The following is a 26,902-nucleotide window of genomic DNA, read 5'->3' as shown; positions in this document are numbered from 1 at the left end:
TTACCAACTCTTACTGTTATTTTTTGGCGTTTCTTTGCCACGTGCCTGCAAAATCATCTGTGCGCGAATCAATAGGCTCGGATCTCGGGCGTTTTCTACTTGCTCTAATTTACGTAATTCAGGGTCGACAGCTTGGCTATTATCCGGTTCCGTTAAAGCCTGTGTTTCAGGTTGTTCTTCCTGAAATTGATTGCCTTCTGATGCTGATGTCGATTCGCCTTTAGATTTAGAAGATGGCTTGTTATTAGAGTTCTCTTGGTTATCCTGAGATTCCTGAGATTCCTGAGATTCCTGAGATTCCTGAGATTCCTGAGATTCCTGAGATTCCTGAGATTCCTGAGATTCCTGAGATTCCTGAGATTCCTGAGGGCCAGAATTGTTTTTGTCCGATTGCTGTGTACTGTTGTCGGAGTTTTGTTTCGACGAATCAGTAGGTTTATTATCTGATTGCGAATTCTTATCTTGTTGCTGTTGCTGTTGCTGTTGCTGTTGGGCTTGTTTTACTTTGTCTAGATTGCTTTTCGCATCAGAGAAGTCTGGGCTTTCGGCCAACACTTTTTGATACGACTCTATTGCCTTTTCAAATTGTCCTGCCTGAGCGTAAGCGTTACCCAAGTTATACTGAGAGTCGATTTCTTGCCTCTCTTTGAGTTGATCTATTGCCGTTTGATAATCACCGGCCTCGTAGGCTGCTGCGGCTTTCCATCGCGTATCTTCGAATTTATCTAGTGCAGCTTTAAAGTCTTTAGATTCAAAATCTTTGTAGGCTTGTTGATCGTTATTTATCCACGGAGAGGCTTCTACTTGTTGTGGTGTTGTTATCGATAGCGTGCTGATAACAAACACAAAGAGAACCCCTCTTCTGAAAATCATAAGAGCAGGAAGAATCAATAGTAAGAGCAGCCAATAACCATTGTTGATGCGCTCCTCGATTTCTTGACCTGCTTTTTTAGTGTCAGAAAGTTCGATTTTTGTTGTCGCTTTAGCGATCAGCTCGATATCTGAATTAGTGGTTTGTACCGGGGCAAAGGCACCAGAAAATGCTCTCGTGATATTCTGCATATTGCGCATACGCGTCTTGGCAATGACGGTTGAGCCAGCGCTGTTTGTCAAAAGCGATCCGTCTTTCATCGGTATAGGTGCGCCTTCTTCTGTACCGACAGCAAGTATGGATAGTGACCACGACAAACCATTAAGCTGATCTTGAATAGTGGCCGTCTCTTGCTCATCAAGGTCATCGGTAATCAAAACAAGATCACCTGTATGGTAACCAGCTTGTTTTAGGTTATTGATGGCGAGTTCGACTGCTTTTGCCGCATCCGCGCCCGGATAAGGCATTAATTCTGGTGACAAATGGGAGATAAGGTTGTGCAGCGTCGATGCGTCGGATGTGAGAGGACTAATGGTATAGGCATCACCCGCATAGGCGATAAGACCAACGCTGCCTTCATCCCAATAAGAAAGGAGATCCCGTGCCTTATATTTCACCTGTGCCAGACGACTCGGTTTGATGTCTTGAGCATAAAGTGAACGAGACATATCTAGAATGAGCATTCGTGCGGAACTAATAGAAAAAGTAGGTTTAGCAACCTTCTCTATGCTTGGGCCCGCAAGAGCGATAATGGTAATTAACCAAATGAGTCCAAGTAAGAGAATACCCTTATTTCGACTCTTCGTTGGGGACAAACCCATTTTTTCCGCTATATGTGACGCAATCAATTCTGATGTAGATTGACTTTTAGTTAACCAAATCAAAACACCAAATAAGGGGATGAGCGCTAGCAACCAAATAGGGGTAAGGAAAATAAAGTCAGACACGTATTTTTCTCCCCACGACTAATACAACGGAGAGTAATAAGGCAATACCCAATGGATAATTAAACCACTCAGTTTGTGGGCGCCATGTTTGCGTTACCCCTGAAATGGGTTCGAGTTCATTGATAGTGTCGTAGATTTTCTGCAAATCATCCTGATTACGAGCACGAAAATATTCACCACCTGTCATCTCTGCAATCTTGGTAAGCGACGATTCGTCAAGGTCTTTTGCTGTGTTAACTTTTCGACTCATAAAAAATTCCTGTACAACCATTTCTCCGGCACCTACTCCAATGGTGTATATGGTCGTTTGATATTTTTTAGCAATCTCGGCCGCTTTTAAAGGGTCGAGAACACCCGCGGTGTTCTCGCCATCACTTAAAAGGATAATGACTCGTTGAGGCGCGTCACTATCCACAAATGTCTTGGTGGCTAAGCCGATACCTTCGCCAATGGCGGTTTTATTGCCGACTAACCCTAATACCGCTTGGTTCAACTGAGAAGCGATGGTGTGCCGATCGAGTGTTAAGGGTGTTTGTAGATAGGCATGGTCCGCAAAAAGAACAAGACCTAAACGGTCGCCTTTTCTTTTTTTAATGAAATCAGTGAGTACATTTTTAACGGCGGTTAAACGGTCAATGTATTGGTCTTCAAACGCCATGTCTTTCGTATCCATGGAGCCTGATAGATCGACAACAAGCATCATGTCACGATGTTTTGGCTGACTTTCTATCGGTTCCCCGTACCAGACAGGCCTAGCACATGACAAAACGAGTAGAAGCCAAATTAATCCTGCTATAATTTTGGCAAATAAATTTGAAGGCGCAGTGATACTCCCTTCATTAGGAAGGTAAGGCAAAGTTATTGCCGCATTTTCTTTTACGGGAGATGCAAAGAAATAGATCAATATAGGAAGAGGAAGCAAAAATAGCATCCCCCACCACATAAACTCAAAATGCATGAGGTTACCCACGGCCTCCCTTTTTTGGTGGTAACGCAGCATTCAGCCAGGTTTCGCATTGGGCAATGAGAACGTCACGATTTACCCGCGATTCCTTCTGATACAAGGCAGTTGTCCACTCTTTCTCATGGGTTTCAAAAATAGGTGTCTTAACCTGTGAATCTAAAAAAACTAACCAGTTTTCGCCGGATAGGTGAGCGACGCGTCCTCTTGGGTAATAGCTAAGAACGGCTTGCCTTAAGATTTCCATTGCACCTGATGGTGTGATCAGATTTTTCTCTAACGAGAGCAAAGCAATAGCGGCCTTTTTTGCTCTTAGTCTACGTTTTCGCCATTTCCAAATGACGATGACAAATAATATGGTAAGGATAAAACTGGCTAATAAACTCCACCATCCCCACGGAAAAGGCCAAAACCCCGGTACGGAAGGGAGGTGTATCGCTTCTAAAGAAAGTGGATGGGTTACAGCAGTTGCTTCGGTCATTGATTGGTTCCGGCAATTTGAGAAATTAAGGGTTCAGCACTGGATATGGAGTAATAAGGTATCGCAAGCGAGCGACACAAAGAAGCGATTTTACGTTGTTCAGATTGAAATGCGCTTTCCAGTTTCTCCCTGTTTTGTTTCGTCGAAAAACTTAGCCATTGAGTCTGGTGGCCATTCGTTACTTTCTCTGTACCTCTGAATGTGGTTTGTCCGAGTTCTAAAGGGTCATAAAACTGAATAAACTGAACTCTATTGTGCTGACGCAGTTGTGTCAGTAGTATTTTGTCAGCCTTGTGATCGAACCGAGTAAAGTCACTGCATATGATTATTTCACTCCCTTTTGGGCATAGCCGATGCAGTGCCGCCAATCCCTTGGAAAGCGGGGGCTCATTTTCAACAACGGTGTCTAGTATTTGGTTGTGCATTTTAATCAGTTGATTAAATAGTTGCAGAGGCCCTTTATTTCTCGACGTGGGCTTAATATCAAATAGCTCACTTCCGGAATCTAGAATGGCACCAATTCTGTCCTTCTGTTCTATTGCCAACCAACTCACTAGGCTCGCCATATGTGCCATTTGGATAGATTTAAGCATCAACCTAGAACCAAAGCGCATCGACTTTCCAAAATCCAAATAGAGCATGACAGGTTGCTCTCTTTCTTCATGGAATAGCTTGGTATGTGGTTTTCCTGTCCTTGCGGTGACGCGCCAATCGATAGAACGGATGTCGTCACCGGGCTGATATTGCCGAACCTCCGAGAAATTCATCCCACGACCTTTTTGCACACTGTTATGCTGGCCGTTGAGTTGTGACCATAAGCTCTTGGCTGGAGATAACCAGCGTACAGTTTGCGCTTTGTATTGTAACAACTCGGCAAGCGACAAGGTTACTCCGTTGGTGTGTTCTGGCAGCAATGATTCGCTCATACTTTGTTTTACAAACACAGTATATTCTCTGCTTCTATTAAATACCGAGTGTTTGCGGTGTGCATACCCTTCATCAAGCGCTACCGACCATTGATATTAGTTGTTGTACAACTTGGTTTGGATGGACACCTTCAGCTTGTGCTGAATAACTTAAAAGTAATCTATGTCTCATCACTGGGAAGGCCATTGTCTGAACATCTTCAGGGGTGACATAGTCTCGTCCATCTAACCACGCACGCGCTCTTGCGCATCGGTCCAAGGCGATAGTGGCTCTTGGGCTAACACCCATCTCCAACCACTCGGCCAATTGAGGGCTATATTTTTCAGGATGACGAGTTGCTAGAACGAGTCGAACGATATAGTGCTCGATACTTTCTGCCATATGAATGGATAGAACCTCTTTGCGAGCCTGAAAAATATCTTTTTGCGTCACGTGTGCTTTGTCTATCGCTGCCGTTCCTAATGCTTCACCACGATTCAGTCTGAGTATTTCCAGTTCACTTTCTGCTGTGGGATATTGAACATCTAAATGTAATAAAAATCGGTCAAGCTGCGCCTCTGGTAATGGGTAGGTGCCCTCTTGCTCAATAGGGTTTTGGGTCGCCATAACCAAAAATAATTCGGGAAGAGGGTAGGTTCTTCTGCCCGCAGTAACCTGTTTTTCAGCCATGGCTTCTAGCATCGCGGCCTGAACTTTTGCAGGGGCACGGTTGATTTCGTCAGCCAGAATCAATGAGTTGAAGATAGGCCCTGTTTGAAACGTGAACTCTCCCGTCTCGGGTCTAAATATATCGGTGCCCGTTAAGTCCGCAGGTAATAGATCTGGGGTAAACTGAATACGATGAAAATCTCCTTCAATGCATTCTGCGAGTTTCTGTACGGCTCGGGTCTTGGCAATGCCCGGAGGGCCTTCGACCAATATATGCCCATCTGCCAGTAGGGCAACGAGTAGTTGCTGAATGAGTTCGGACTGTCCGATTATTTGTGAATCAAGATAGTTCTGAAGTCTTTGAAATGTTTCTGAATGCATCTACGACATATCTCCTGCTTTTAATGCTTTGTCGTCTGAAACGAAAATAAGTTCCTAACCGACGAATTGATTGCTTGATTTTTGTTCAATATAGAATGTAATCCCTCAGCCTAGGAGTATTGATACAACCATGCAGTTATAAACAATATGCTATTTAGGCAATGCATTTCAAGCGACTTCCGGTTCAAATCAACAGGTAACGAACGGATTTGATATTAGGCTACCCCATATCGTTATCTAGCTAAACGAGTTTTTCTAGAATCACGTTGTGGAAATGGGTAGACTTCACATAATTCATAGTAATGTAAGGTTTTGAAAATGAGTGATTTGGAAAAAGAACTAGAGAACATGGCTCTAGAAATGGGTACGGAAGACGAAACTAAACTACCAACATTAGAAGAACAGAAGACGGTGGTTGAAGAGCTGAAGAGATTAGAGAAAGAAGGGAAATTAACCCCTGAAGTACTCGAAAAACATTTCGGTCAATTCAATAAAAATTCAGATAAACCTATTCATTAAGTTTGCTGGCTGAAATTCGATAAAAGGACTACTATTTTGTAGTCACTTTTTTATCTTTAAAGTGTCCCGTAGTGAAATATGTCATCAATGAGATTAATTGTATCTACAGGATAAAAATTGATGTCTCAATTCGAGAAATTCCTAGGTCAGTTTGTCACGTTGTGCTTGATTTTTTAGTATAAATGCTCATTCTAAGGTATAGGTTCTATCTTAATGCTTACGATCTAATCAACCAGTAGAGTCTAACTTTTATGTTAAGGGGTGGGAATGGAGTTGTTCGCTGATCTACGCGATCCTAATAGTGAGAAGGTTCCAACTGAGAAAGTTATAAAACCTAGAACTCCGTGGCGTGTATTGCTTGTCGATGATGATGAACAGATGCATCAGATCACTCAAATTGCGTTGAGTGGATTTGAATTTCAAGATCGTGGTCTTGAACTCATTTCAGCGTATTCTGGCGCTCAGGCTAGAGAAATAATAGATTCTGAAAAGAATATTGCCATTGCATTGATTGATGTTGTAATGGAGACCGAACATGCGGGACTAGAGCTCGTACACTATATTCGTTCAGAGTGTAAGAATCACCTTACTCGTCTCGTACTAAGAACCGGACAAGCAGGACAGGCACCGGAAGATGTCGTGATCCGTGAATATGAAATAGACGACTATAAAGAAAAAACAGAATTAACAACCCAGAAGCTAAGAACCTTATTGTATTCTTCTCTCAGAGCCTATAGAGATATCTGTTTAATTGAAGATCAAAAGCAAGGGCTTAGCCGCGTCATTAAGGCCTCTGCAAATGTTCAGAGTACGGGTACCTTAAAAACCTATGCGACGAGTGTACTTGAACAGCTTACAGGCCTGCTTAAGTTAGATGCCTCCGCATTCTACTGTATCGTTCAACCTAGCGAAGAGGGCGAAGCCACTCGTGCTCTGACATTGGCGGCTACTGGGGAATTTGTTCATTTTCATCCAAAATATTCTCTAGAATTGTTACCAGAAATTGTGGCCCAGCGTTGTCAAGATGCGATCCATAGTGAACGATCCGAGAATTACTCTGATGCATACGTTTTTTATAGTGTGGACGATCAGGGTGTAAAAAGTATTCTTTATATAAACTTGATTACTGAGCTTACCGAGCTTGATAAGCAGTTGCTCGAATTATATATGCAGAATATATGTTTAACGTTTGAAAATATCAATTTGATGGTGGATCTGCAAGATACTACGAAAGAGTTGGTATACAACCTAGCGAACGCAGTGGAAGCTCGTAGTAAAGAGACCGGAGCTCATGTACAGAGAGTGTCGTTAATTAGTGAACATCTTGGTTTGCTTTATGGTTTGTCAGAAAAAGATACCACAATGTTAAAGCACGCTTCGCCGCTGCATGATGTTGGTAAAGTTGCAATACCGGATAGTATTTTGCATAAACCAGGCAAACTCAATAAAGAAGAATGGGCTATTATGCAAAAGCATGTTGATTATGGCGTTGAGATATTGAGTAATTCAAAACGTCAGTTGATGCTTGTTGCAAAAGAGATTGCAGGAAACCACCATGAAAAGTGGGACGGGACGGGTTACCCAAATAAATTACAAGCGGAAGATATCCCTATTAACGGCCGTTTAACGGCTATCGCAGATGTGTTTGATGCACTTGGCTCTAAACGTAGTTATAAAGAACCATGGTCGAATGAGGATATAAAAGCGGAGATTATTCATCAACGGGGCAAACATTTTGACCCTAAATTGGTTGATTTGATGATTGAACATTGGGATGATTTCATTGAAATTAGAGCAAGACACCCCGACTAATTCGTGTAATTGAACACCGCAATAAATAAAGGGTGACAGAATGTCGCCCTTTATTTTGCCTATTGAATTGTGCTTCTTTAAAGCCACAATACGAGGCAGTTATGTGTTCTATTTGGTATTAAATGCCTGCCCATTCGGACAATTTAAGCATCGGAATCGATAGCCTTTTTGTCCACGGTATTATCCAGTAGACGCGGCAGCCTGAAGGTCAGGTGTACACCTTGACCGAGTTCTGAATCGAAAGTTAGCTTCCCTTTCATTTTATGTTGTATAAGGTTGAATACAAGATAGAGCCCTAGACCAGACCCGCCTTTACCTCTTTTGCTTGTAAAGAAGGGTTCAAATATTTTCTGGTGTAAAGATTTATCGATTCCCGCTCCGTTATCTCGGTACTCAAACACCACATCGTCCCCGTCTTCAACAAACGAAATTGAAATTTCCGGTGTTGTTTGAGTGGAAAAAGCATGATTGACGCTATTAAGGACAAGGTTAGATACCACTTGAGTGAGAACGCCCGGCAAGCTATTCATGACTAATTCCGTGTCACCTATAAGTTGCGGTTCAACGGGAACTTTTCTTGTCTCTGGGTGTAGACTGGCGAGCAGTGACACAAGTACCTGATAAACAGAGAATGATATTCGACTTTCCGAAACTTGATCAACGGCGGTTTGCTTGAAGTCTTTAATCAACTGTGCTGCTCGGTTCAAATTGCTCTCCAGCATAGAATTGCTATCGCCAAGCCGTTTCATTAGGTTGGAAAACTGGGTTGTTGTGAGTGTTTTCTTAGCGAAACTTTGGTTTAGATCGTCAATGCCCTCTCGAATAATAGAGGCTGCCGTGACCGATATCCCTAGAGGAGTATTTACCTCATGGGCAACACCTGATACTAATCCACCAAGCGCCGCAAGCTTCTCCGATTCAATCAACTGCTGTTGAGTCTGTTTTAGTTGAGACATGCTGGTTTCAAGATCTTGTGTTCGTTCGCTTACTTTTCTTTCCAAATTATTATTAAGTTCTTCGAGTTCAATCTGAGCTTGTTGTAGAACCGTTATATCAATAGTTGTACCTCGAAAACTAATGAATGTTCCATTTTTATAGTTCGCGATAGCTTGAAATAATAGGTAGTGGGCCATTCCATTAATGACGACAGTTTCTTGGCATAATGAAAAGCTCTGTTTTTTCTCAATGTTTGAGAGTAACGTTCTGGCGTTGCGCATGACAGGTAGGTCCTTAAAATGCACTTTGGCTAACTCATCAATGCCTAGACTATGCCGCATTTCGATAGATGCATAGATTAGGGCGTCATTACTGTCGGTTTCCCACAGCCAATCAGAGGCTACATTAGCAAAATCACTAAAGCGTTCTTGTTCATAACGGATATTGTTATATAGGAGCGTCAGGCGTGTGGTGATTTTATTGGTCTCGTTACCCAGTTGGCTGAGTTCGTCAGACGCGTGGGTGATAACTTTTGCTGACGGTAGATTAAGCGGCTTACTTGGATGCCTAGGGTTATATTTCTGAAGATATTTACTGATAGAGAATATTCGCTTGTTAATGCTCTCGTGAATAACGAGCATTATGACCATGCAGACGATGAGTGTTTTAAAACCATTGATGGCGAGCGTAAGTAGAAACTGTGTCAGCAGATAATCGTAGATTTCTTGTTCATCTGATTCGACTCGAAGGGTACCCAGAACTTCCGGATCCTCATGATAACTGGATTGATAGACAATAAGATATTCATCCGCGATAGCGTTCTTTTTTACCGGCTCACCAGCATAATAAAGTTCGTTGGCAGAGCGAACTTCTAAGTAATTGATTCGAGGTAGATTGATCAGGCCTTCAAGTTTTTGCTGTAAAAGTTTGAGGTCAAATTCCCATAAAGAGGCGGCGAGTAGAGGCACATGTATGGTTTCAATTTCTTGGTGTCGACTCTCTACTTCATTGACTTCTCGCGAATAATCCCATGCAAGCTGAAATGTTGTCGCGGTTAGCGTCACCATGCTACTTATTAGAACCATAATTAGGGTAATTCGTTTGCCAATACGACTTCGCATTGGATTTTCGATTAAACCTATTAATTTTCTTATCTTACCCATATCCATCCTTAGAACGATCATCTGAATCAGTATAAACGTATACACAAGGATTCGAAAACAGACTATTTATCATAACGTGAAGTTATTACACAGCTAATTATAAGAATGCTTGCTTATGAGCAGATCTATGAACAATTATATTATTTTTGAGGAGTGATTTTTTCCTGTTAACTGAATTGAGTTAAGAAGAGAGATATTAATCGGATCGTTTTGCCTAAATGTGCTGTAATTGTTGTTCTTGGTTTGGATTCAAAGGATGAAAAATGGCTGGTGCAAGTCTATTAACGTTACTGGATGATATCGCTAGTGTATTGGATGATATTGCTGTGTTATCTAAAGTTGCGGCAAAAAAGACGGCAGGCGTCTTGGGTGATGATCTTGCTCTTAATGCACAGCAAGTTTCTGGTGTCGCGTCAGAAAGGGAGATTCCTGTCGTTTGGGCTGTCGCTAAAGGATCGTTTCGCAATAAACTTATCTTAGTTCCAGCCGCATTGCTTATCAGCGTTATCGCTCCGTGGCTAATTACTCCACTGCTTCTCGTTGGTGGTTTATATCTTAGCTATGAGGGAGCAGAAAAAGTAATCGAGAAATTTTTTCATAAGAAGCAAAAAAGTGAAGACTCCGCACCCGTTTCCAGCGGCGTTGGGTCACTAGAAGAGTATGAAAAACAGAAGATAAATGGCGCAATTAGAACCGATTTTATACTGTCAGCTGAGATTATAGTGATTGCTCTGGGTACGGTTCAAGGCCAGCCAATATTGACTCAAATTTTAGTAGTGAGTACGATCGCTGTTCTAATGACGATTGGCGTTTATGGCTTGGTTGCAGGTATCGTGAAAATAGATGATCTCGGGTTCTATATGCAAAAGCGCAAGCGTTCCCGTGTTTTAGTCTCAGTAGGAAATGGTTTGGTTGCTGGTGCACCCAAATTGATGCACTTATTAACGATAATAGGTACGGCAGCTATGTTTTTAGTTGGGGGAGGGATCGTTGTCCACAGTATTCCAGTCATCCATCACTTGATAGAACCAGTATTATTTAATTTACCTCATATCAGTATTGTAGAATCACTGGTACCAATAGTCTTTAATGGACTCGTTGGCCTTTTGTCTGGTGTCATTTTGGTTGGTATTGTCGCTATTGCCGCCAAAATTAAGTTAAAGTAGTAGTCAATTAGTCGCTTATACGCCTGAATTGCTTGTTAGTTAACGTATTGCGAGGTTATTTCTTCCTTTCAGTTAGCATTCCTTTATATTCATACTGATACTATTATAATTAGTATGTGGTGTCAGAGTTTATATTATTAAACATACGTAGAAGTAGGTCATGGTAGAAATCGACGTCCCTGTAGAGGCGCGCAAAAACTGGCAAAGAGTACTCGTTAGTTATCAAAACGTATTAGGTTACGAGCTTGTGCTGTGCACAACAGTTAAACACAATGTATATCAGCCGATTGTGTATTCCTCAGAATCAATCGATTACGTAAAGTACACATTGGAAGTGGATGCTTTTTCTAAGCTTGTGTTATCCCATAACGCGATTTATTCAAAACCCTGCCTGATTGATGGCTTTAATTACTCTGTTGGCGTGCCAATAACGTGGTCAAGCATGTCTCATTTTGGTGTGTTATTGGCCTTCAGTAAAGATAAGCCAATTCAAGTAGAACATTATGATTTATTGAAAGGGATTGTGAGTCAGATAGAGCAAGATCTCGTCAATACATATAGAGAGAATCAAAGAGAGTTTCAGGTTGATTTGACCAGTATTGTTGATGATCAATCAACACCAGAATTTCAGAGTTTTATCGATAGTTTTAGCGATCATTTATGGGTAAAAAATTTAGAAGGTGTTTATACCCATTGTAATCGTGAAGTGAGTAAAGCGTGGGGTAAGCCTGTATCTGAGATTATAGGTAAAACTGATCTCGAGCTATTCGATCCTGAGATAGCGGAAAAATTTGAGATTGCAGACAAGGAGGTTGTTGTTGCGGGGAAGCAGACCGTTGTTGAAGAATGCGCCAATGCTGTTAACCCTCAAAGTAAAACGTGGTTAGAGACGATTAAAGCGCCTATGTTAGATGGTCAAGGTCAAACGATTGGAATTATCGGTATGACACGAAATGTGACCAATAGAAAAGCGATTGAAGATCAATTATTGATTGCCGCGACGGTTTTTGAAAACTCTATTGAAGGTGTCATTATTTCCAATAGAGATGGCATGATTATCTACGTAAATAAAGCGTTCTGCGAAATCACAGGGTATCAAGAGCTAGAGGCCATTGGGCGTAATCCAAGGTTTTTAAAATCGGGTCGCCATGATAAAAGTTTTTATCGTGAGATTTGGAAGGATTTATTCAATGAAGGTCAATGGAAAGGCGAAATATGGAACAGGCGAAAGAATGGTGAAATTTTCCCTGAACTTTCGACAATCAGTGTTGTGTATGATGATAAGAGAAATATCTGTAATTATGTCGCTGTATTTTCAGATATTTCTCAACAGAAACAGCAAGAAAATGACCTTCAACACATGGCGTATCATGATCCACTGACCGATTTACCTAATCGTACTAAGCTAACCAATCAAATAAAGCAGGAAATATATCACGCAAAAAGAAACCAAGAACTGTTTGCGACGATCTTCATTGATATAGACCATTTTAAACATGTTAATGACAGCTACGGTCATCTTGTGGGTGATGAAGTATTGTGTGAAATAGCCTCTAGATTGAAAGGTATTTTACGCGAAGTCGATACCGTTTCTCGAATAGGGGGCGATGAGTTTGTTTTGCTTCTCCCTGCTATCGCCGATCTGGAATCTATATCGATAATTGCCCCCAAAATCATGTCTATATTTGATAAACCGATTGAATTAGATAAGACAGACTCGATCCGACTGACCGGTAGCATGGGGATCGCGCTTTATCCACAAGATGGAGAGGATAGCGACCTACTATTGAGCAACTCAGATGCCGCTATGTACAGGGCTAAGAAAACAGGTCGAAATAACTATGCCTATTATACGGAAGCCTTAACGAAGCAGTCGGAATCGCATCTAAAGCTTCAGGCTGCGCTCCATGATGCGCTTGATCATGAGCTGTTCTTTCTGGTGTATCAACCCCAACTGGATATGATTACAGGTCGGTTAATCGGTTTTGAATCGTTGCTACGTTGGCATGATCCAAAATTGGGTTCAGTATCACCTGACGAATTTATTCCTATTGCAGAAAAAACCGGTTTAATACAAGAGATCGGATTGCGTGTCGTAAAGGAAGCTTGCAAGCAGGCAATTGAATGGCGTGATAAAGGTTTCAAATTCGGTCGTATCGCTGTCAATGTCGCGGGAGCTCAACTACAGCGCTCCAACTTTGCTGAATTGGTCATTTCGGTGCTTAAAGAAGCGGATTTAGAGGCAAAATATCTTGAACTCGAAGTGACAGAGGGTTTTATGATGAGTAATGCAGAAAACGCTGTCAAGCAATTGGAAACGTTGCGCGCACATGGAATAGAGTTATCCATGGATGATTTTGGTACAGGATACTCCTCGTTAAGTTATTTACAAAAACTTCCACTCAATACATTGAAAATTGACCGTTCTTTTGTGATGAATCTTCCTGAAAATAAGCACGATGTAGCGATTACCGATGCCATTATTGCACTCGGAAACGCGATGTCACTCAATGTTATTGCCGAGGGTGTAGAGACGCTCGAACAGGCGGATTTTTTAGTGCAAAGGGGGTGTAGGTACGCGCAAGGTTATTATTTTAGCAAGCCGTTACTAGCGAAAGAACTTATCCCATTATTGGAACAGCAAAACGCTTAACTAAACCTCAGTTTATCGTCATTTCTGCGTAATTCCCGACGGCATCGTCTAAGAAAAACCGCCATCCTTTATACGGAGGGGTTTGTTATATTGCTTGTGAATGGGTGAAAATTCTTATACAAATATGGGTTCAATAAATGAAGCAACAAGGATGTAAAATGATCAAAGAAAATACTTACTTTGACGGTGGTGTTAAGTCGTTAGGTTTTACTCAGGAAGATGGAGACAGCAGTGTTGGTGTTATGGCTTCGGGTGAATATACATTTGGCACGGGTGCACCGGAAAAGATGACGGTAGTGAAGGGGGCATTAATGATCAAGCGTGCAGACGAAGAACAATGGACGACGTTTACCACAGGGCAGGCTTTTGAAGTCGTTGGTAACGCATCTTTTGATGTAAAAGTAGAAGAGCCGACGGCGTATCTTTGCGAGTATCTTTAATTCAATAACCCAAGTGTCGACCCCCTAAACATGGTCAATAGATGATAAAAAAAGAGCCTACTCGCATTAGGAGCAGGCTCGAATATCGTCATAGGCAGTGGAGGTCTATTTCGATGTTTCCTTTCTAAATAATACTCACCTGGAAACGTAGTTGGTCACAAACTTACTTAACTTGGTATGACCAGTGTTCAGGTTAAATGGCTTCACCGTTTATGGTGACAGCAACATCAATGTTACCGCGAGTTGCATTCGAGTATGGACAAATTTTATGTGCCATGCGCACTATCTCTAATGCATTTTCTTGTGGCAAATCTAGTGTTGCAGCTAGGCTGACAGTGAGAGCGAAACCGCCTTCTGCATTTGGTCCAATACCGACTTCTGCAGTTACTGGTGCTTGGTCAATACTAACTTTAGTTTCGCGAGCAACATGAAGAATCGCATTCGAGAAACAAGCAGAATAACCCGCCGCAAATAGTTGCTCAGGGTTGGTAGCCGTACCTGAACCGCCCATTTCTTTCGGGTAACTTAAATTCACTTCAAGCAAACCATCGTCTGTTGCTACTTTGCCGTTACGACCCGCTAATGCTGTTGCTTTAGTTTTATATATAGTTGTCATAGTAAGTCACCTTGTAATTAAATTGCGCGCAATTAAGTTGTGCTCAATTATAAATCGAAGTTAAACTGAAATGCAAGTATATTGTGCACAATATTGTTCGGAGATGAATTATGACATCGGGTCGTTTTACCGTAGATGAAAAAGCATTAGAATTGGATAATCAAGTCTGTTTCCCTTTATATAGCGCTGCTAACGCCGTAATTCGAGCTTATCGGCCTCTTTTGTTGGAGATTGATCTCACCTATTCTCAATACCTTGTGATGATGGTGTTGTGGAAGACCAATGGAATCAATGTAAAGGAACTGGGCAATAAACTTCATCTTGATTCTGGCACTTTGACACCGCTTTTAAAGCGGCTAGAAGGTAAAGGGTTAGTCAGCAGAAAACGAGGTCTAGATGATGAAAGAGTTCGCATGCTGTACGTGACTGAACAAGGTTTGGAATTGAGAAAGAAGGCGCTTTTAGTGCCAAATGGTATGGTCTGTAAACTTAATATGGACGTTGAAGAGTTGATAGAACTGAAACGATTATGCGAGAAGTTACTGAGTAAGTTGAACGATTGATGCTTGTTCATAAGTAGGGAACATAACAGATGAATACCGTAGCGTTAGGCGATAAAAAAGTGAAACCGTCCAAGGTGTTATGCATCGGTAGAAACTATGTCGAGCATATAAAAGAGTTGAACAATGTCATTCCTGACGAGATGGTGGTATTTAATAAGCCTAATTCGTCGATTTCGAATAGATTGCGATCTTTTCACCAAGAAGCCCTTCATTATGAGGCGGAAATTTGTTTTATGGTGAGGCGTAAAAAACTGGCGGCTGTTGGGTTCGGTCTTGATCTCACTAAACGAGATTTACAAAGTCGGTTGAAAGAAAAAAGATTGCCTTGGGAGCGAGCAAAGGCCTTTGATGGCTCTGCTGTTTTGAGCCGATTTGTGCCTTTAGATGGTGCTGAAATCGATGACCTTAATATTGAGCTGTTTATCAATGGGGTTCGTATTCAAAGCGGTCACGTGAACCAGATGCTTTATCCGCCGCGGATCATTCTACAAGAGCTCAGCAGTTATACTGACCTAGTAACCAGTGACATTGTAATGAGTGGAACACCAGCAGGTGTCGGTGTTGTTTGTCAGGGCGATATATTCACTGGACGCATAAAATGCGGTGATAAAGTGATTGTCGAAGCCGAATGGGTTGCTGATTAAGCTCTGGTCTCGGTTATAGAAGTGAACATTGATCAGAGGTGATTACTTACCTGTTTTGGGTTAGAAGTGAATAAGTAGTTAGGTTGCGGTTGCTTCCAAAAATAAATTCACAGGATCAATTTTCACGGGAATTTGACACTTTTCTCAGGTTAAAAGGCATATTCATGGCCTCTATTAATCGTTAGGAAAATAGTGTGGATTTTACACAAGAAGACAGAGAAGAGCTTTACCATGTCTGGATGTCTAAAAAGGCAAACATGAGATTAATTCAGATGGAGGTGGTCAAAAAGTTAGGCATATCTCAAATGGAATTTTCGGCTCTTTTGCGTGGAGGTGCACCACTCACTTACAGTTTTGTTAAACAATTTTGCCAGATCATGCACATAGAGCCACAACAGGCCATTTCATCGCTAAGAAATGGATCGTTGGCAAAGAATAAAACGGCTTTTCTAAAAACGCGCCTTTCGGTCGATGGTGAGATTCAAAGGGCCTATGTAGAAGGTAATGAAGTGATTGTTGAATACATCCATAGAATGGAGTAATGCCTTTCACTCTAGTGCTTTAAGTACGTGACAACCATGAGCTGGAACACCGAAAGCCAATTGTGTTGTGCCCCAACCTTGGTCAAGTTGAGGCGATGGTTGAATGCTAAATGCTAATGGCTATTAGCGTTAAGTCCATACTTTTTGATTTTTCGATAAAGAGTGGCAATTCCGATGCCTAGTTCATCAGCAACCAATTTGCGATTACTCAATCGACTTATTGCATCTTCAATGCGGATTTTCTCCATCTCTTCAAGGCTCATTGCAAAATCATCCATGACAACGTTCGTTGATTGTTTCTCTACCGAGGTTTGCTCGAAATAAGGGGGCAATAAATCAACGTCAATAGTGTCACCTTCAGGAACAACGTTCACCAGATATTCAATTAAGTTACTGAGCTCACGAACGTTGCCCGGCCAGTGATAGGCATTAAGCCTAGCCATCGTTTCATCGGTAATACCTGGGTAAGCAACACCAATTTTTCGCGTATGTATATCTAGAAAAAACTGAACGAGAAGCTCAACATCACCTTCGCGTTCTTTGAGTGCGGGAAGATGAATAGGGATTACGTTGAGGCGGTAATATAGATCCTCACGGAATCGGTTAGACGCGATCATTTCGGCGAAATCACGGTTGGTCGCAGATACAATTCGGATATCGATTGGAATTGAAGTATTTGAACCAATAGGCTTGACCTCTCGCTCTTCCAGCACCCTAAGTAACTTAGCCTGCAATGTCATCGACATATCGCCAATTTCATCCAGAAACAATGTTCCTTTATTGGCGGCTTGAATTAGGCCCGTTTTGCCTTTGGTTGAAGCTCCAGTAAATGCCCCTTTTACATAACCAAAAAGTTCACTTTCTAAAAGTTGCTCGGGTATCGCCGCACAGTTAATGGCGATAAAGGGTTGATCACTGCGAGTGCTTAAATCATGAACGGCGTGAGCGATGACTTCTTTGCCGGTTCCACTTTCACCATTAATAAGCACACTTGAAGGGCTACTGGCGATACGCGAGATTAAGGTTTTCAGTTGGTGCATTTTCTTACATTCACCAATCACATTGGTGAATTGTGGTTGTGGTTCGTTAATTGAAAACGATTTATTCGGTTGGTGAAAACTCATTAGAAAGAGTTGGTGACCGCGGGCATCATGAAATTGACCAACAACTAATTCCTGTCGGTCACCCAGAGAGATAATATGTTGCTGATTCCCTTTCAATTCGTTGTTATGCAAAGAGAGTGGCTGAATATTGACTTCCACGGTTGATAACGCTTCGCGCTCTATATTGAGATTGGTGAGAGCTGGTTGGTTACCATATTTTACTTGGCGGTTACCATCTAACACTAGTACGCCCTGATCCATATTCTCTATCAGGCTTGTTAATACTTCATCCAGACCAGCTTCATGCTCTTTGTCGCTAGCCAATACTTTTGCCACTACAACTTGGGAGATATGCTGAATGTAGTCGGAAAATAACGAAACATTGTCTTTGATTCTTTCTCGTGACTCTTCAGTGAAGGCGACGAGACTGATCACCCCTACGCAGCGGTCTTCAACCATGATCGGTACGCCCAGAAAGGCGGTTTCACGACAAGTCGCTATATTGTCGCAACCTTTGCATATTGGATCTGTACGCGATTTTAGAACGACTTTTTCTTGATGAGTTTCAAGGATGTACCTAAATATTCTGGAGCTTTTGTTTGCTTTCTTACCAAAGAGTTTGCTATACGGCCCAGTGCCCGCAACACGAACTAAATCGGCATCGACGACTTCAGCATCAAGTTGAAGTACAGCTGACAGCATTTGCGTAAAACGCAATATCGTTGGTTGAAGTTGCATCAGTTCGGATTGCTGAGTGTTTTTTAGCATATAGAGATCTACTCGAGAAATGACATACCAAGTTAACAAGATTGATATCAAGGAAGATTGATGTAAGTCAGATTTTACAATGGGGTTACCAGAATGAGACGGGATCTGAGCACTGCATCACACCCGGATATCAATATGATAAACCGTTATTTGGCTACTATCATTTTGGTCGTTATCACTGATAGTAATTGATAGTGCAGCAGAAAAGGTATTGCGTACTAAAAACAGTTTATAAACTGTAACTTGTTGTATTTAATGTATTAATAGGCCTTACCAGATTATTTTACGAGTTACTTTCGTTATTGGCATAGATATTGGAATAAAGGAATCAGTGTCTGTTTATTTAATGGACTTTATCCAACCGAAAATTCCAGCCGCAAACGACATAATAATTTTTAATTACTGGGAAGAATAAAATGAAAAGCATTAATGAACTTATAAAGGAAATCAATGAACTAGACTCTGAACTTCATAAGAAAGATTTCCTATTAACGTGGGAACAAAGCCCTGAAGAGCTAGAGTGTGTATTAAAAACGGCGCAAGTCATCAAAGCAATGCGTCAGGAAAATATTGCTACAAACGTCTTTAAAAATGGCTTGGGCATTTCACTGTTTCGTGACAACTCAACCCGTACTCGTTTCTCCTATGCATCAGCTATTAATATGTTGGGCCTCGCTCAGCAAGATCTTGATGAAGGTAAATCTCAAATTGCTCACGGTGAAACCGTTCGTGAGACCGCGAATATGATTTCATTTTGTGCAGATGCTATCGGTATCCGTGATGACATGTATTTAGGCGCAGGTAATGCCTATATGCGCGAAGTGGGTGAAGCACTCGATGATGGTGTGAAAGAAGGTGTTCTGCCTCATCGCCCAGCATTAGTAAACCTACAGTGCGATGTCGACCACCCAACCCAATCAATGGCTGACTTAGCCTGGCTTGAAGAACATTTCGGCGATCTAGAACAATTGAAGGGCAAGAAAATCGCGATGACGTGGGCGTATTCACCGAGTTATGGCAAACCATTGTCAGTACCACAAGGGATTATCGGCTTGATGACCCGCTTTGGTATGGATGTGACATTGGCTCATCCAGAAGGTTATGACCTTATTCCCGAAGTTGTTGAACAAGCACGTAAGAACGCTGAAGAATCAGGTGGTAGCTTTACTCAGGTTGCCTCTATGGAAGAAGCTTTCGAAGATGCCGATATCGTCTATCCGAAATCATGGGCTCCTTATCAAGTCATGGGCCGTCGTACAGAACTTCTACGTGCTGATGATCATGATGGACTTAAAGCACTTGAACAAGAATGTTTGGCTCAAAATGCAAAACACAAAGATTGGCATTGTACTGAAGAAATGATGAAGAAAACCAAAGGTGGAGAGGCGCTTTATATGCATTGCCTACCTGCGGATATCACTGGCGTATCTTGTAAAGAAGGTGAAGTGGATGAAGCTGTATTCGAAAAATACCGCATAGCCACATACAAGGAAGCGAGCTGGAAACCATATATCATTGCGGCCATGATTTTGAACCGTAAATACCAGGCGCCAGGTGACATCTTACAACAGTTATTAGACGAGTCTGAAAAACGCGTCAAATAACCCAATGTCCCACAACGAGACAACTGGCTAATGTTAGCCATTTATGCGGGGGCATCAATTCGATTCCCCGCCCATTCCATTTAATTCATTCAATGAGGTCTGGTCGTGTCTACATTCTCTCTAAAAATGGAGATTGCTGATAATCGCCATTATAACGGTAAGCAATCTCCTCTATTCACCATTGATGAAGCGGAAAAAGCCCGTGCTTTTCATCAAAAAGTTGAAGGTTACCAACCAACGCCATTGCATTCTCTAGACTGCTTAGCGAAAGAAATTGGCCTTGGTAAAATATTAGTCAAAGACGAAGCATATCGTTTTGATTTATGCGCATTCAAAATGTTAGGTGGTGCATACGCAATTGCTCGCTTACTTTGTGCCGAGTATTCACTCGATATTAATAATTTTGATTTCGACAAGTTGAGAAACGAAATATCGGAAAAAATGACCTTTGCCACTGCAACCGACGGAAATCACGGACGTGGTGTGGCATGGGCAGCAAGTAAACTGGGTCAAAATGCAGTGGTTTATATGCCCAAAGGCTCGGCAGATGAGCGAGTTAACAACATCCGTGCTCTGGGTGCAGAGTGTATCGTTACGGATATGAACTACGATGACACTGTTCGTTTGGCCATTAAGACGGCAAACAAGAACAACTGGAAGATCGTGCAAGATACGGCTTGGGAAGGCTATACCGAAATCCCAACGTGGATCATGCAAGGTTACACCACAATGGCTGCAGAAGCTGTCGATCAAATGAAGCAACAGAATGTTGAACGTCCTACCCATGTATTTTTGCAAGCTGGAGTAGGTGCGATGGCAGGCGGTGTGCTTGGTTACCTTTGTGACATGTACGGCGCAGACAAGCTTCATTCGGTCATTATCGAACCAGATCTTGCAGACTGCATTTACCGCTCAGGTATTAGTGAACAAGGTGAAATGGTCAACGTAGAAGGCGATCTCGCCACCATTATGGTTGGTTTAGCATGTGGGGAACCTAACCCAATCGGTTGGCCTGTACTTCGTGACTGCTCTACGCAATTTGTATCTTGTCAGGACAGTATCGCTGCTCTTGGTATGCGTGTGTTAGCGAATCCGTTAGGCAGTGACCCCAAAGTGGTATCCGGTGAATCCGGTGCGGTTGGTGCAGGAATGTTAGCGGCTATTTACTATCACCCCGAACGTGAGAAGTTGATGGCAAAACTTGGATTAGACCACGATTCTATTGTGCTTCTTATTAACACCGAAGGCGATACCGATCCAGTGCATTACCGTGAAGTGCTGTGGCAAGGCAAACACCCAACGCTTTAACAAAAACAAACAAAATTCAAGTTAATGCGCAGTAACCGTCATCAAACAAAGAGCGCATCAACTCTCTATACAAATCATCATGCCGAACACGATGACCACCGTTCGGTTCAAGGAGCATTACAATGACAATGACAATGACTATCCCATTCCACAAAGTTGTGGAAAAAGCTCAAGACTATAAAGCAGACATGAGTCAATTTCTACGTGACATGATTGCGATCCCAAGTGAAAGTTGCGATGAAGAAAAAGTCGTATTACGCATTAAAGAAGAGATGGAAAAGGTCGGTTTCGATAAAGTAGAAATTGACCCTATGGGTAACGTATTAGGTTGGATTGGTCATGGTCCTCACCTAATTGCAATGGATGCTCATATCGACACTGTTGGTGTTGGTAACATAGATAACTGGGATTTCGACCCGTACGAAGGTATGGAAAATGACGAGATAATCGGTGGTCGTGGCGCTTCAGATCAGGAAGGCGGTATGGCGTCTATGGTGTATGCGGGTAAGATTATTAAAGATCTTGGCCTTGAAGACGAATACACATTGCTCGTGACTGGTACGGTTCAGGAAGAAGATTGTGATGGCCTTTGCTGGCAATACATCATCGAAGAAAGCAACATCCGTCCGGAATTTGTTGTATCAACTGAACCAACAGATTGCCAAATTTATCGCGGTCAGCGCGGTCGTATGGAAATTCGAATCGATGTTGCAGGCGTAAGCTGCCATGGTTCTGCACCAGAACGTGGTGACAATGCTATCTTTAAGATGGGTCCAATTCTAAGTCAACTTGAAGGCTTATCTCACAAGCTGAAAGATGACCCATTCCTAGGCAAAGGTACCCTGACTGTTTCTGAAATCTTCTTCACTTCCCCTAGTCGTTGTGCAGTAGCAGACAGCTGTGCTGTTTCTATCGACCGACGTTTAACTTGGGGCGAATCTTGGGAAGGGGCGCTTGAAGAAATCAGAGCGCTACCAGCGGTACAAGAAGCCAAAGCCGTCGTGTCAATGTACGAATACAATCGTCCGGCTTATACCGGTCTGGTCTACCCAACTGAGTGTTATTTCCCAACATGGTTGATCGATGAAGATCACGTTGCAACCAAGACTCTGGAAGCCTCTTATGAGTTGTTGTTTGATAAAAAACCCACCGTTGATAAGTGGACCTTCTCAACCAATGGCGTATCGATCATGGGTCGCTATGGTATTCCAGTCATCGGTTTTGGTCCGGGTAAAGAGCCAGAAGCTCACGCTCCAAACGAAAAAACTTGGAAAGACCATTTGGTTACTTGCGCAGCGATGTACGCGGTTATTCCTCAAATGTATTTAGAAGAGTTAAAAAAATAGGTTTTGATGCTGTTTAGACAGCGTCACTAAAGAATTCCGTCCCGAGGGTTTCAGTATGCTCTGCCTTAATACTGGACTTATATCCCCCTCGGGATGGATACATTAACGATAGCGAACGCTTTTCAAAGTACCTCATACTCGTAGGTATTTTGAAAAGATATTCACGAATATGACAACGTCTTAACGTTAAAAAGGTGGCGATATGGTTTTTAAGCGTTCTTTTTCCTCACAATTGAATACTGATTCTGATGGACTTTCATCGGCCATGCTAATTCGTCACGGAATTGTGGTCGACCATTTAGAGGAAAAGAAAGCTGACGTACTGATTGTCGACGGAAAAATTGCAGATATTAGTGAAACTATTTCAAACTACCCTGCAGAAACACACATCATCGATGCAAGCGGTTTATACGTAATGCCGGGTGGCATAGACGTTCATACTCATTTCAATATTGATGTCGGCATTGCAAAGAGTTGTGATGATTTTTATACCGGTACCCGAGCGGCGGCCTGCGGCGGCACCACTATGGTGGTGGACCATATGGGGTTTGGCCCCAGAGGGTGTAATCTCCATCATCAATTATCGGTTTATAAAGAGTATGCCAAAGATACGGCCGTTATTGATTACAGCTTCCATGGTGTGATTCAACATATCAACGATGAGATACTGTCTGAAATGGCCTCTATGGTTGAGGTTGAAGGCATTTCTAGTTTTAAACTCTACCTCACCTACGGTTACAAACTTGACGATGAGTCAGTTTTACGCGCATTGACACAGCTAAACAAAGTGAATGCCCTAACCACTGTGCACCCAGAAAACGATGCCGCCATAACGCTCAGGCGTAATCAGCTTCTGGATGAAGGAAAAACAGCCCCTAAATATCATGCTCAAAGCCGGCCGTTAGAGTGCGAAGCAGAAGCGATCGCCAGAATGATAAACTTGGCAAAATTAGCCGATAATGCTCCGCTGTATATTGTGCATTTATCCAATGGGCTAGGGCTCGATTATGTGCGCCTTGCCCGCCAAAACCATCAGCCTGTCTGGGCTGAAACTTGCCCGCAATACTTATTGCTCGACGAGAGCTGTTACGAACGTGACGATGCACTGAAATTCATTCTTAGTCCGCCACTTCGACCTGTTGAAGAGCGCGAAAAGCTTTGGCAGGGTCTGATAGACGGCAGCATTGACACCGTTGCAACTGACCACTGTTCGTTCACTTACTTAGACCAAAAACAACGTGGAAAAGATAACTTCAGCGCTTGTCCAAACGGGTTGCCCGGTGTTGAAAACAGGATGTCACTTCTTTTTTCTGAAGGGGTAATGAGTGGACGAATGAGTCCAAGTAGATTTGTAGAACTAACCAGTTACATGCCAGCGAAATTGTTCGGAATGTTTCCACAAAAGGGCAATATGGCAAAAGGTTCTGATGCTGATTTGGTGCTGTTTGATCCTAAGCAACAGATAACGATTACTCACGATTTATTACACGACAATACAGACTACACCCCGTATGAATCAATGCAATGCCTAGGCTGGCCAATAATGACCATAAGCCATGGGCAGGTTGTCGCGTGTAATGGCGAATTTATGGGGGAAGCTGGGAATGGCCGCTTTGTTCGCCGAAAACCGTTTTCACGTTAATCACATCTTAAACCTAACGAAAAGGCGAAAGATATTGCGGAAAGCGGCTCAGACCATAATTATAATTTAAGGAGTTAACATGAAACCCATCGCAGTTGTGGCCCTTGGCGGCAATGCATTACTACGTCGTGGCGATGCGCCAAGTTTTGACAACCAACTGGCTAATATTAAAGTTGCTGCCAGAGCGATTGCCGAAATAGCCGATAAATACCAAGTGGCAATCGTCCATGGAAATGGGCCACAAGTTGGTCTGATAGCCTTACAAAATTTAGCTTACGATAAAGTTTCACCATACCCTCTTGATGTGTTAGGCGCGGAAAGTGAAGGTATGATTGGTTATATGTTGGCTCAAGAGCTACAGAACCTTCTTCCAGATACTGAAGTTGCTAGCCTATTGACTCGTATTGAAGTCGATCGCAATGACCCTAGTATGCTTGATCCAACAAAGTTTGTTGGCCCTGTGTACAACGAAGAAGAAGCCGGAATTTTGGCTGAAGCGAATAACTGGATAATGAAACGCGACGGTGATTATGTTCGCCGTGTTGTGCCATCACCTAAACCAATTAACATCATTGACAAGAAATCGATTGATACCCTGCTCGCTGCGGGCCAGATTGTGATCTGTTGTGGCGGTGGTGGTATTCCCGTTTGTCGAAACGAAATAGGGTATCAAGGGGTCGAAGGTGTCATCGATAAAGATCTTTCAGCCACCTTGTTAGCTAAACAACTTAATGCAGACAAGCTACTGATTCTAACGGATGCGGACGCCGTTTATCTTGACTGGGGTACGGATCAACAGCGTGCATTACGAACAGCAACACCGACTCAGCTCAGCCAATACGTGTTCCCTGCCGGTTCGATGGGACCCAAAGTTGAAGCCGCAGCCGATTTTGCGACATTTGGTGGGCGAGCCTACATTGGTGCGCTTGAAGAAGGCGTAGAAGTTCTCGATGAGAGAGCAGGCACCTGCGTATCAGTATAGTCGTTCATTTTTTCCAAGATACTTACTCATCTAATAGGCCGTTGGATTTTGGGATTATAATATCCAACGGCCTGATCCGGTTGGCAGTAAGAGCAGAGACGTAACTTTATCTAAAAACTCTTATCACTAGGCACTGTGCTTGAAGGGGGAAATCTAAGAATAGACCTCCACGATCATATATTCACGCCGCAACAGTACGTCTCTTAATTTTACCAACAACCAGACAACAAGGTAAAATACTATGATTAATTGTTCTAAGGATATGACCTTACCGCCAGACCTTACCGTGAAAAAAGGATCTGGGCCGGTTCGTACTAAATTTCCAATCTATTCTAACTCCCTGCCACCCTGTAATCATGCCTGCCCAACAGGCAGTAATATTCAAGAATGGTTATCGCTTGCTCAATCAGAGCAGTATGAAGAAGCATTTCAGGCCCTTATCAAAAACAACCCGATGCCCGCTATTCATGGTCGGGTTTGCTATCATCCCTGTGAATCCGCTTGTAACCGTACGAATGTAGATCAAGCGGTGAGCATCCACGCTGTTGAGCGTTTTCTTGGCGATCAAGCACTAGAGAAAAAATGGCCCGTCAGATTTAAGGTTGAGCCAACAGGCAAGCGAGTTCTCATCGTAGGATCTGGGCCAAGTGGTCTTGCAACGGCTTATCACCTGAAGCGAAAAGGGCATGATGTAGAAATCCGCGACGCGGCACCAATGGCAGGTGGCATGATGCAGTTTGGTATCCCTGCATACCGTTTACCAAGAGATATCCTTGAAAATGAGATTGCCCGTATTGAAGCGATGGGCATTAAAATTGTGCTTAATCATAAGGTTGAAGATCTACTAGCCGAGAAAGTCAAAGGTCGATTTGACGCCGTTTTTCTTGCTATTGGTGCCCATGTTGGTCGTGGTGTTGATATCCCTAATGACTATCCAGATAAGGTGATTGATGCCGTATCCTATCTTCGAGCGATCGAAATGAACACGGCGCCAAAGTTGGGTCAACGTGTCGCCGTATATGGTGGGGGTAATACGGCAATGGACGCCGCGCGCACGGCTCGTCGAATGGGTGCCGATGTCACGGTTATCTATCGTCGTGACCGGGAACATATGCCAGCCCATGATTTTGAATGTGTTGAGGCAATGGATGAAGGTGTAGTCTTTCATTGGCAACGCACAATTAATCGAATCGATGGCACTGCATTTACTCTAGAGAAAACATCGATTGACGAAAATGGTCGTCCGCATCCAACCGGTCAATTTGAAACGGTAGAGATTGACTCTCTCATTTTGGCGCTGGGTCAAAATATCGATACAGAACTGACCGAAAATATTCCAGGCGTAGAGCATAAAAGGGATGGCAGCCTCGAGGTTAACGATCAGATGATGACCGGGTACCACGGGTTGTTTGCTGGGGGCGATATGGTCCCTTGTGATCGTACCGTAACAATTGCTGTTGGACATGGTAAAAAAGCCGCTTCTCATATCGATGCCTTTCTCAATAAACGATTGTTCAGCAAAGTCTCCAAACAGCCTCTTATCCAGTTCGATAAGCTGCATTTGTGGTACAAAACCGATGCAGAGCAGAGTGAACAACCAGCCATTTCTGTGAGTAAACGAGCCACCTCTTTTGACGAAGTTGTGGGTGGATTGACAGAAAAAGAGGCGTTGTTTGAGGCTCAGCGCTGTTACTCATGTGGCAACTGTTTTGAATGTAATGGCTGCTTAGGTGCTTGTCCGTATGGCGCGATAACTCACCTTGGAAAAGGTAAGGGTTATAAAGTGGATTACAACAAGTGTACCGGATGCGAAGCATGTTATTCGCAATGTCCTAGTCATGCGATTGAAATGGTCGCGGCGGAAATGGAATAGGAGCTG

At 42.7% G+C, this 26,902-nt stretch carries 22 protein-coding genes; 14 read left to right on the top strand and 8 right to left on the bottom strand.

Annotation, left to right across the window (positions count from 1 at the left end):
- The 5 genes from L3V77_RS19775 to L3V77_RS19755 all read right to left on the bottom strand — a co-directional run bounded on the left by L3V77_RS19775 (position 1) and on the right by L3V77_RS19755 (position 5,216).
- Entirely contained in the window at positions 1 to 1,818 is a 1,818-nt protein-coding gene (locus L3V77_RS19775; protein WP_275137960.1) for a VWA domain-containing protein, read from the bottom strand.
- A complete protein-coding gene (locus L3V77_RS19770) occupies positions 1,811 to 2,776 on the bottom strand; it encodes a VWA domain-containing protein (protein WP_275137959.1) in 966 nt (321 codons plus the stop codon). The genes L3V77_RS19775 and L3V77_RS19770 overlap by 8 nt, the downstream gene beginning before the upstream one ends.
- A 4-nt stretch (positions 2,777 to 2,780) precedes the next feature.
- Positions 2,781 to 3,260, bottom strand: coding sequence for a DUF4381 domain-containing protein (locus tag L3V77_RS19765; protein WP_275137958.1), 480 nt, complete (start codon positions 3,258 to 3,260; stop codon positions 2,781 to 2,783).
- A complete protein-coding gene (locus L3V77_RS19760; protein ID WP_275138264.1) occupies positions 3,257 to 4,186 on the bottom strand; it encodes a DUF58 domain-containing protein in 930 nt (309 codons plus the stop codon). Before L3V77_RS19760 ends, L3V77_RS19765 begins: the two co-directional genes overlap by 4 nt.
- A gap of 73 nt (positions 4,187 to 4,259) precedes the next feature.
- Positions 4,260 to 5,216: a MoxR family ATPase gene (locus L3V77_RS19755; RefSeq protein WP_275137957.1), complete on the bottom strand. Its 957-nt coding sequence runs from the start codon at positions 5,214 to 5,216 to the stop codon at positions 4,260 to 4,262.
- Positions 5,217 to 5,534: 318 nt separating this feature from the next.
- On the opposite strand from L3V77_RS19755, the gene L3V77_RS19750 reads away from it, so the two are divergent.
- Together L3V77_RS19750 and L3V77_RS19745 are read left to right on the top strand one after the other, a co-directional pair.
- Entirely contained in the window at positions 5,535 to 5,735 is a 201-nt protein-coding gene (locus L3V77_RS19750; RefSeq protein WP_275137956.1) for a restriction endonuclease subunit S, read from the top strand.
- A gap of 267 nt (positions 5,736 to 6,002) precedes the next feature.
- On the top strand, positions 6,003 to 7,547 hold the full coding sequence (locus L3V77_RS19745) for a DUF3369 domain-containing protein (protein WP_275137955.1): 1,545 nt from the start codon (positions 6,003 to 6,005) through the stop codon (positions 7,545 to 7,547).
- A 143-nt stretch (positions 7,548 to 7,690) separates the two neighbouring features.
- Here the strand turns inward: L3V77_RS19745 and L3V77_RS19740 are convergent, their stop codons facing one another.
- Positions 7,691 to 9,646 carry an ATP-binding protein gene (locus L3V77_RS19740; RefSeq protein WP_275137954.1) on the bottom strand — a complete coding sequence of 652 codons (1,956 nt, stop codon included), beginning with the start codon at positions 9,644 to 9,646 and terminating at the stop codon, positions 7,691 to 7,693.
- A 263-nt stretch (positions 9,647 to 9,909) separates the two neighbouring features.
- Here L3V77_RS19740 and L3V77_RS19735 point away from each other — a divergent pair, with 263 nt between their 5' ends.
- From L3V77_RS19735 to L3V77_RS19725, 3 genes are all read left to right on the top strand, one after another.
- Positions 9,910 to 10,812, top strand: coding sequence for a DUF808 domain-containing protein (locus L3V77_RS19735; RefSeq protein WP_275137953.1), 903 nt, complete (start codon positions 9,910 to 9,912; stop codon positions 10,810 to 10,812).
- Between the two features lie 160 nt (positions 10,813 to 10,972).
- Positions 10,973 to 13,465, top strand: coding sequence for a bifunctional diguanylate cyclase/phosphodiesterase (locus tag L3V77_RS19730; protein WP_275137952.1), 2,493 nt, complete (start codon positions 10,973 to 10,975; stop codon positions 13,463 to 13,465).
- A 158-nt stretch (positions 13,466 to 13,623) separates the two neighbouring features.
- Entirely contained in the window at positions 13,624 to 13,905 is a 282-nt protein-coding gene (locus L3V77_RS19725) for a pyrimidine/purine nucleoside phosphorylase (RefSeq protein WP_275137951.1), read from the top strand.
- Between the two features lie 193 nt (positions 13,906 to 14,098).
- Here L3V77_RS19725 and L3V77_RS19720 read toward each other — a convergent pair whose 3' ends face one another.
- Positions 14,099 to 14,521, bottom strand: a complete 423-nt coding sequence (locus tag L3V77_RS19720) for an organic hydroperoxide resistance protein (protein WP_275137950.1) — start codon at positions 14,519 to 14,521, stop codon at positions 14,099 to 14,101.
- A gap of 110 nt (positions 14,522 to 14,631) precedes the next feature.
- Here L3V77_RS19720 and L3V77_RS19715 point away from each other — a divergent pair, with 110 nt between their 5' ends.
- The 3 genes from L3V77_RS19715 to L3V77_RS19705 all read left to right on the top strand — a co-directional run bounded on the left by L3V77_RS19715 (position 14,632) and on the right by L3V77_RS19705 (position 16,270).
- Positions 14,632 to 15,084, top strand: coding sequence for a MarR family transcriptional regulator (locus tag L3V77_RS19715; protein ID WP_275137949.1), 453 nt, complete (start codon positions 14,632 to 14,634; stop codon positions 15,082 to 15,084).
- Between the two features lie 29 nt (positions 15,085 to 15,113).
- Positions 15,114 to 15,728 (top strand): fumarylacetoacetate hydrolase family protein, encoded by a 615-nt coding sequence (locus tag L3V77_RS19710; protein ID WP_275137948.1) that lies wholly within the window; start codon positions 15,114 to 15,116, stop codon positions 15,726 to 15,728.
- Positions 15,729 to 15,922: 194 nt separating this feature from the next.
- Positions 15,923 to 16,270 carry an XRE family transcriptional regulator gene (locus L3V77_RS19705; protein WP_275137947.1) on the top strand — a complete coding sequence of 116 codons (348 nt, stop codon included), beginning with the start codon at positions 15,923 to 15,925 and terminating at the stop codon, positions 16,268 to 16,270.
- A 113-nt stretch (positions 16,271 to 16,383) separates the two neighbouring features.
- On the opposite strand, the gene L3V77_RS19700 is transcribed toward L3V77_RS19705, so the two are convergent.
- Positions 16,384 to 18,141: a sigma 54-interacting transcriptional regulator gene (locus L3V77_RS19700; RefSeq protein ID WP_275137946.1), complete on the bottom strand. Its 1,758-nt coding sequence runs from the start codon at positions 18,139 to 18,141 to the stop codon at positions 16,384 to 16,386.
- A gap of 416 nt (positions 18,142 to 18,557) precedes the next feature.
- On the opposite strand from L3V77_RS19700, the gene ygeW reads away from it, so the two are divergent.
- The 6 genes from ygeW to L3V77_RS19670 all read left to right on the top strand — a co-directional run bounded on the left by ygeW (position 18,558) and on the right by L3V77_RS19670 (position 26,896).
- Positions 18,558 to 19,745: a knotted carbamoyltransferase YgeW gene (gene ygeW / locus L3V77_RS19695; RefSeq protein WP_195705996.1), complete on the top strand. Its 1,188-nt coding sequence runs from the start codon at positions 18,558 to 18,560 to the stop codon at positions 19,743 to 19,745.
- 105 nt (positions 19,746 to 19,850) lie between these two features.
- Positions 19,851 to 21,053 carry a diaminopropionate ammonia-lyase gene (gene dpaL, locus L3V77_RS19690; protein WP_275137945.1) on the top strand — a complete coding sequence of 401 codons (1,203 nt, stop codon included), beginning with the start codon at positions 19,851 to 19,853 and terminating at the stop codon, positions 21,051 to 21,053.
- Between the two features lie 122 nt (positions 21,054 to 21,175).
- Entirely contained in the window at positions 21,176 to 22,399 is a 1,224-nt protein-coding gene (locus L3V77_RS19685; RefSeq protein ID WP_275137944.1) for a YgeY family selenium metabolism-linked hydrolase, read from the top strand.
- 202 nt (positions 22,400 to 22,601) lie between these two features.
- A complete protein-coding gene (hydA, locus tag L3V77_RS19680; RefSeq protein ID WP_275137943.1) occupies positions 22,602 to 24,041 on the top strand; it encodes a dihydropyrimidinase in 1,440 nt (479 codons plus the stop codon).
- A 79-nt stretch (positions 24,042 to 24,120) separates the two neighbouring features.
- A complete protein-coding gene (gene arcC / locus L3V77_RS19675; protein ID WP_275137942.1) occupies positions 24,121 to 25,023 on the top strand; it encodes a carbamate kinase in 903 nt (300 codons plus the stop codon).
- Positions 25,024 to 25,264: 241 nt separating this feature from the next.
- Positions 25,265 to 26,896, top strand: coding sequence for an NAD(P)-binding protein (locus L3V77_RS19670; RefSeq protein WP_275137941.1), 1,632 nt, complete (start codon positions 25,265 to 25,267; stop codon positions 26,894 to 26,896).
- Positions 26,897 to 26,902 lie beyond the last annotated feature (6 nt).

The organism is Vibrio sp. DW001 (assembly GCF_029016285.1).
In the GTDB taxonomy this organism is placed as follows: Bacteria; Pseudomonadota; Gammaproteobacteria; order Enterobacterales; family Vibrionaceae; genus Vibrio.
The sequence above is the reverse complement of the archived record's forward strand: the minus strand, read 5'-3'. Positions and strand labels throughout refer to the sequence as shown.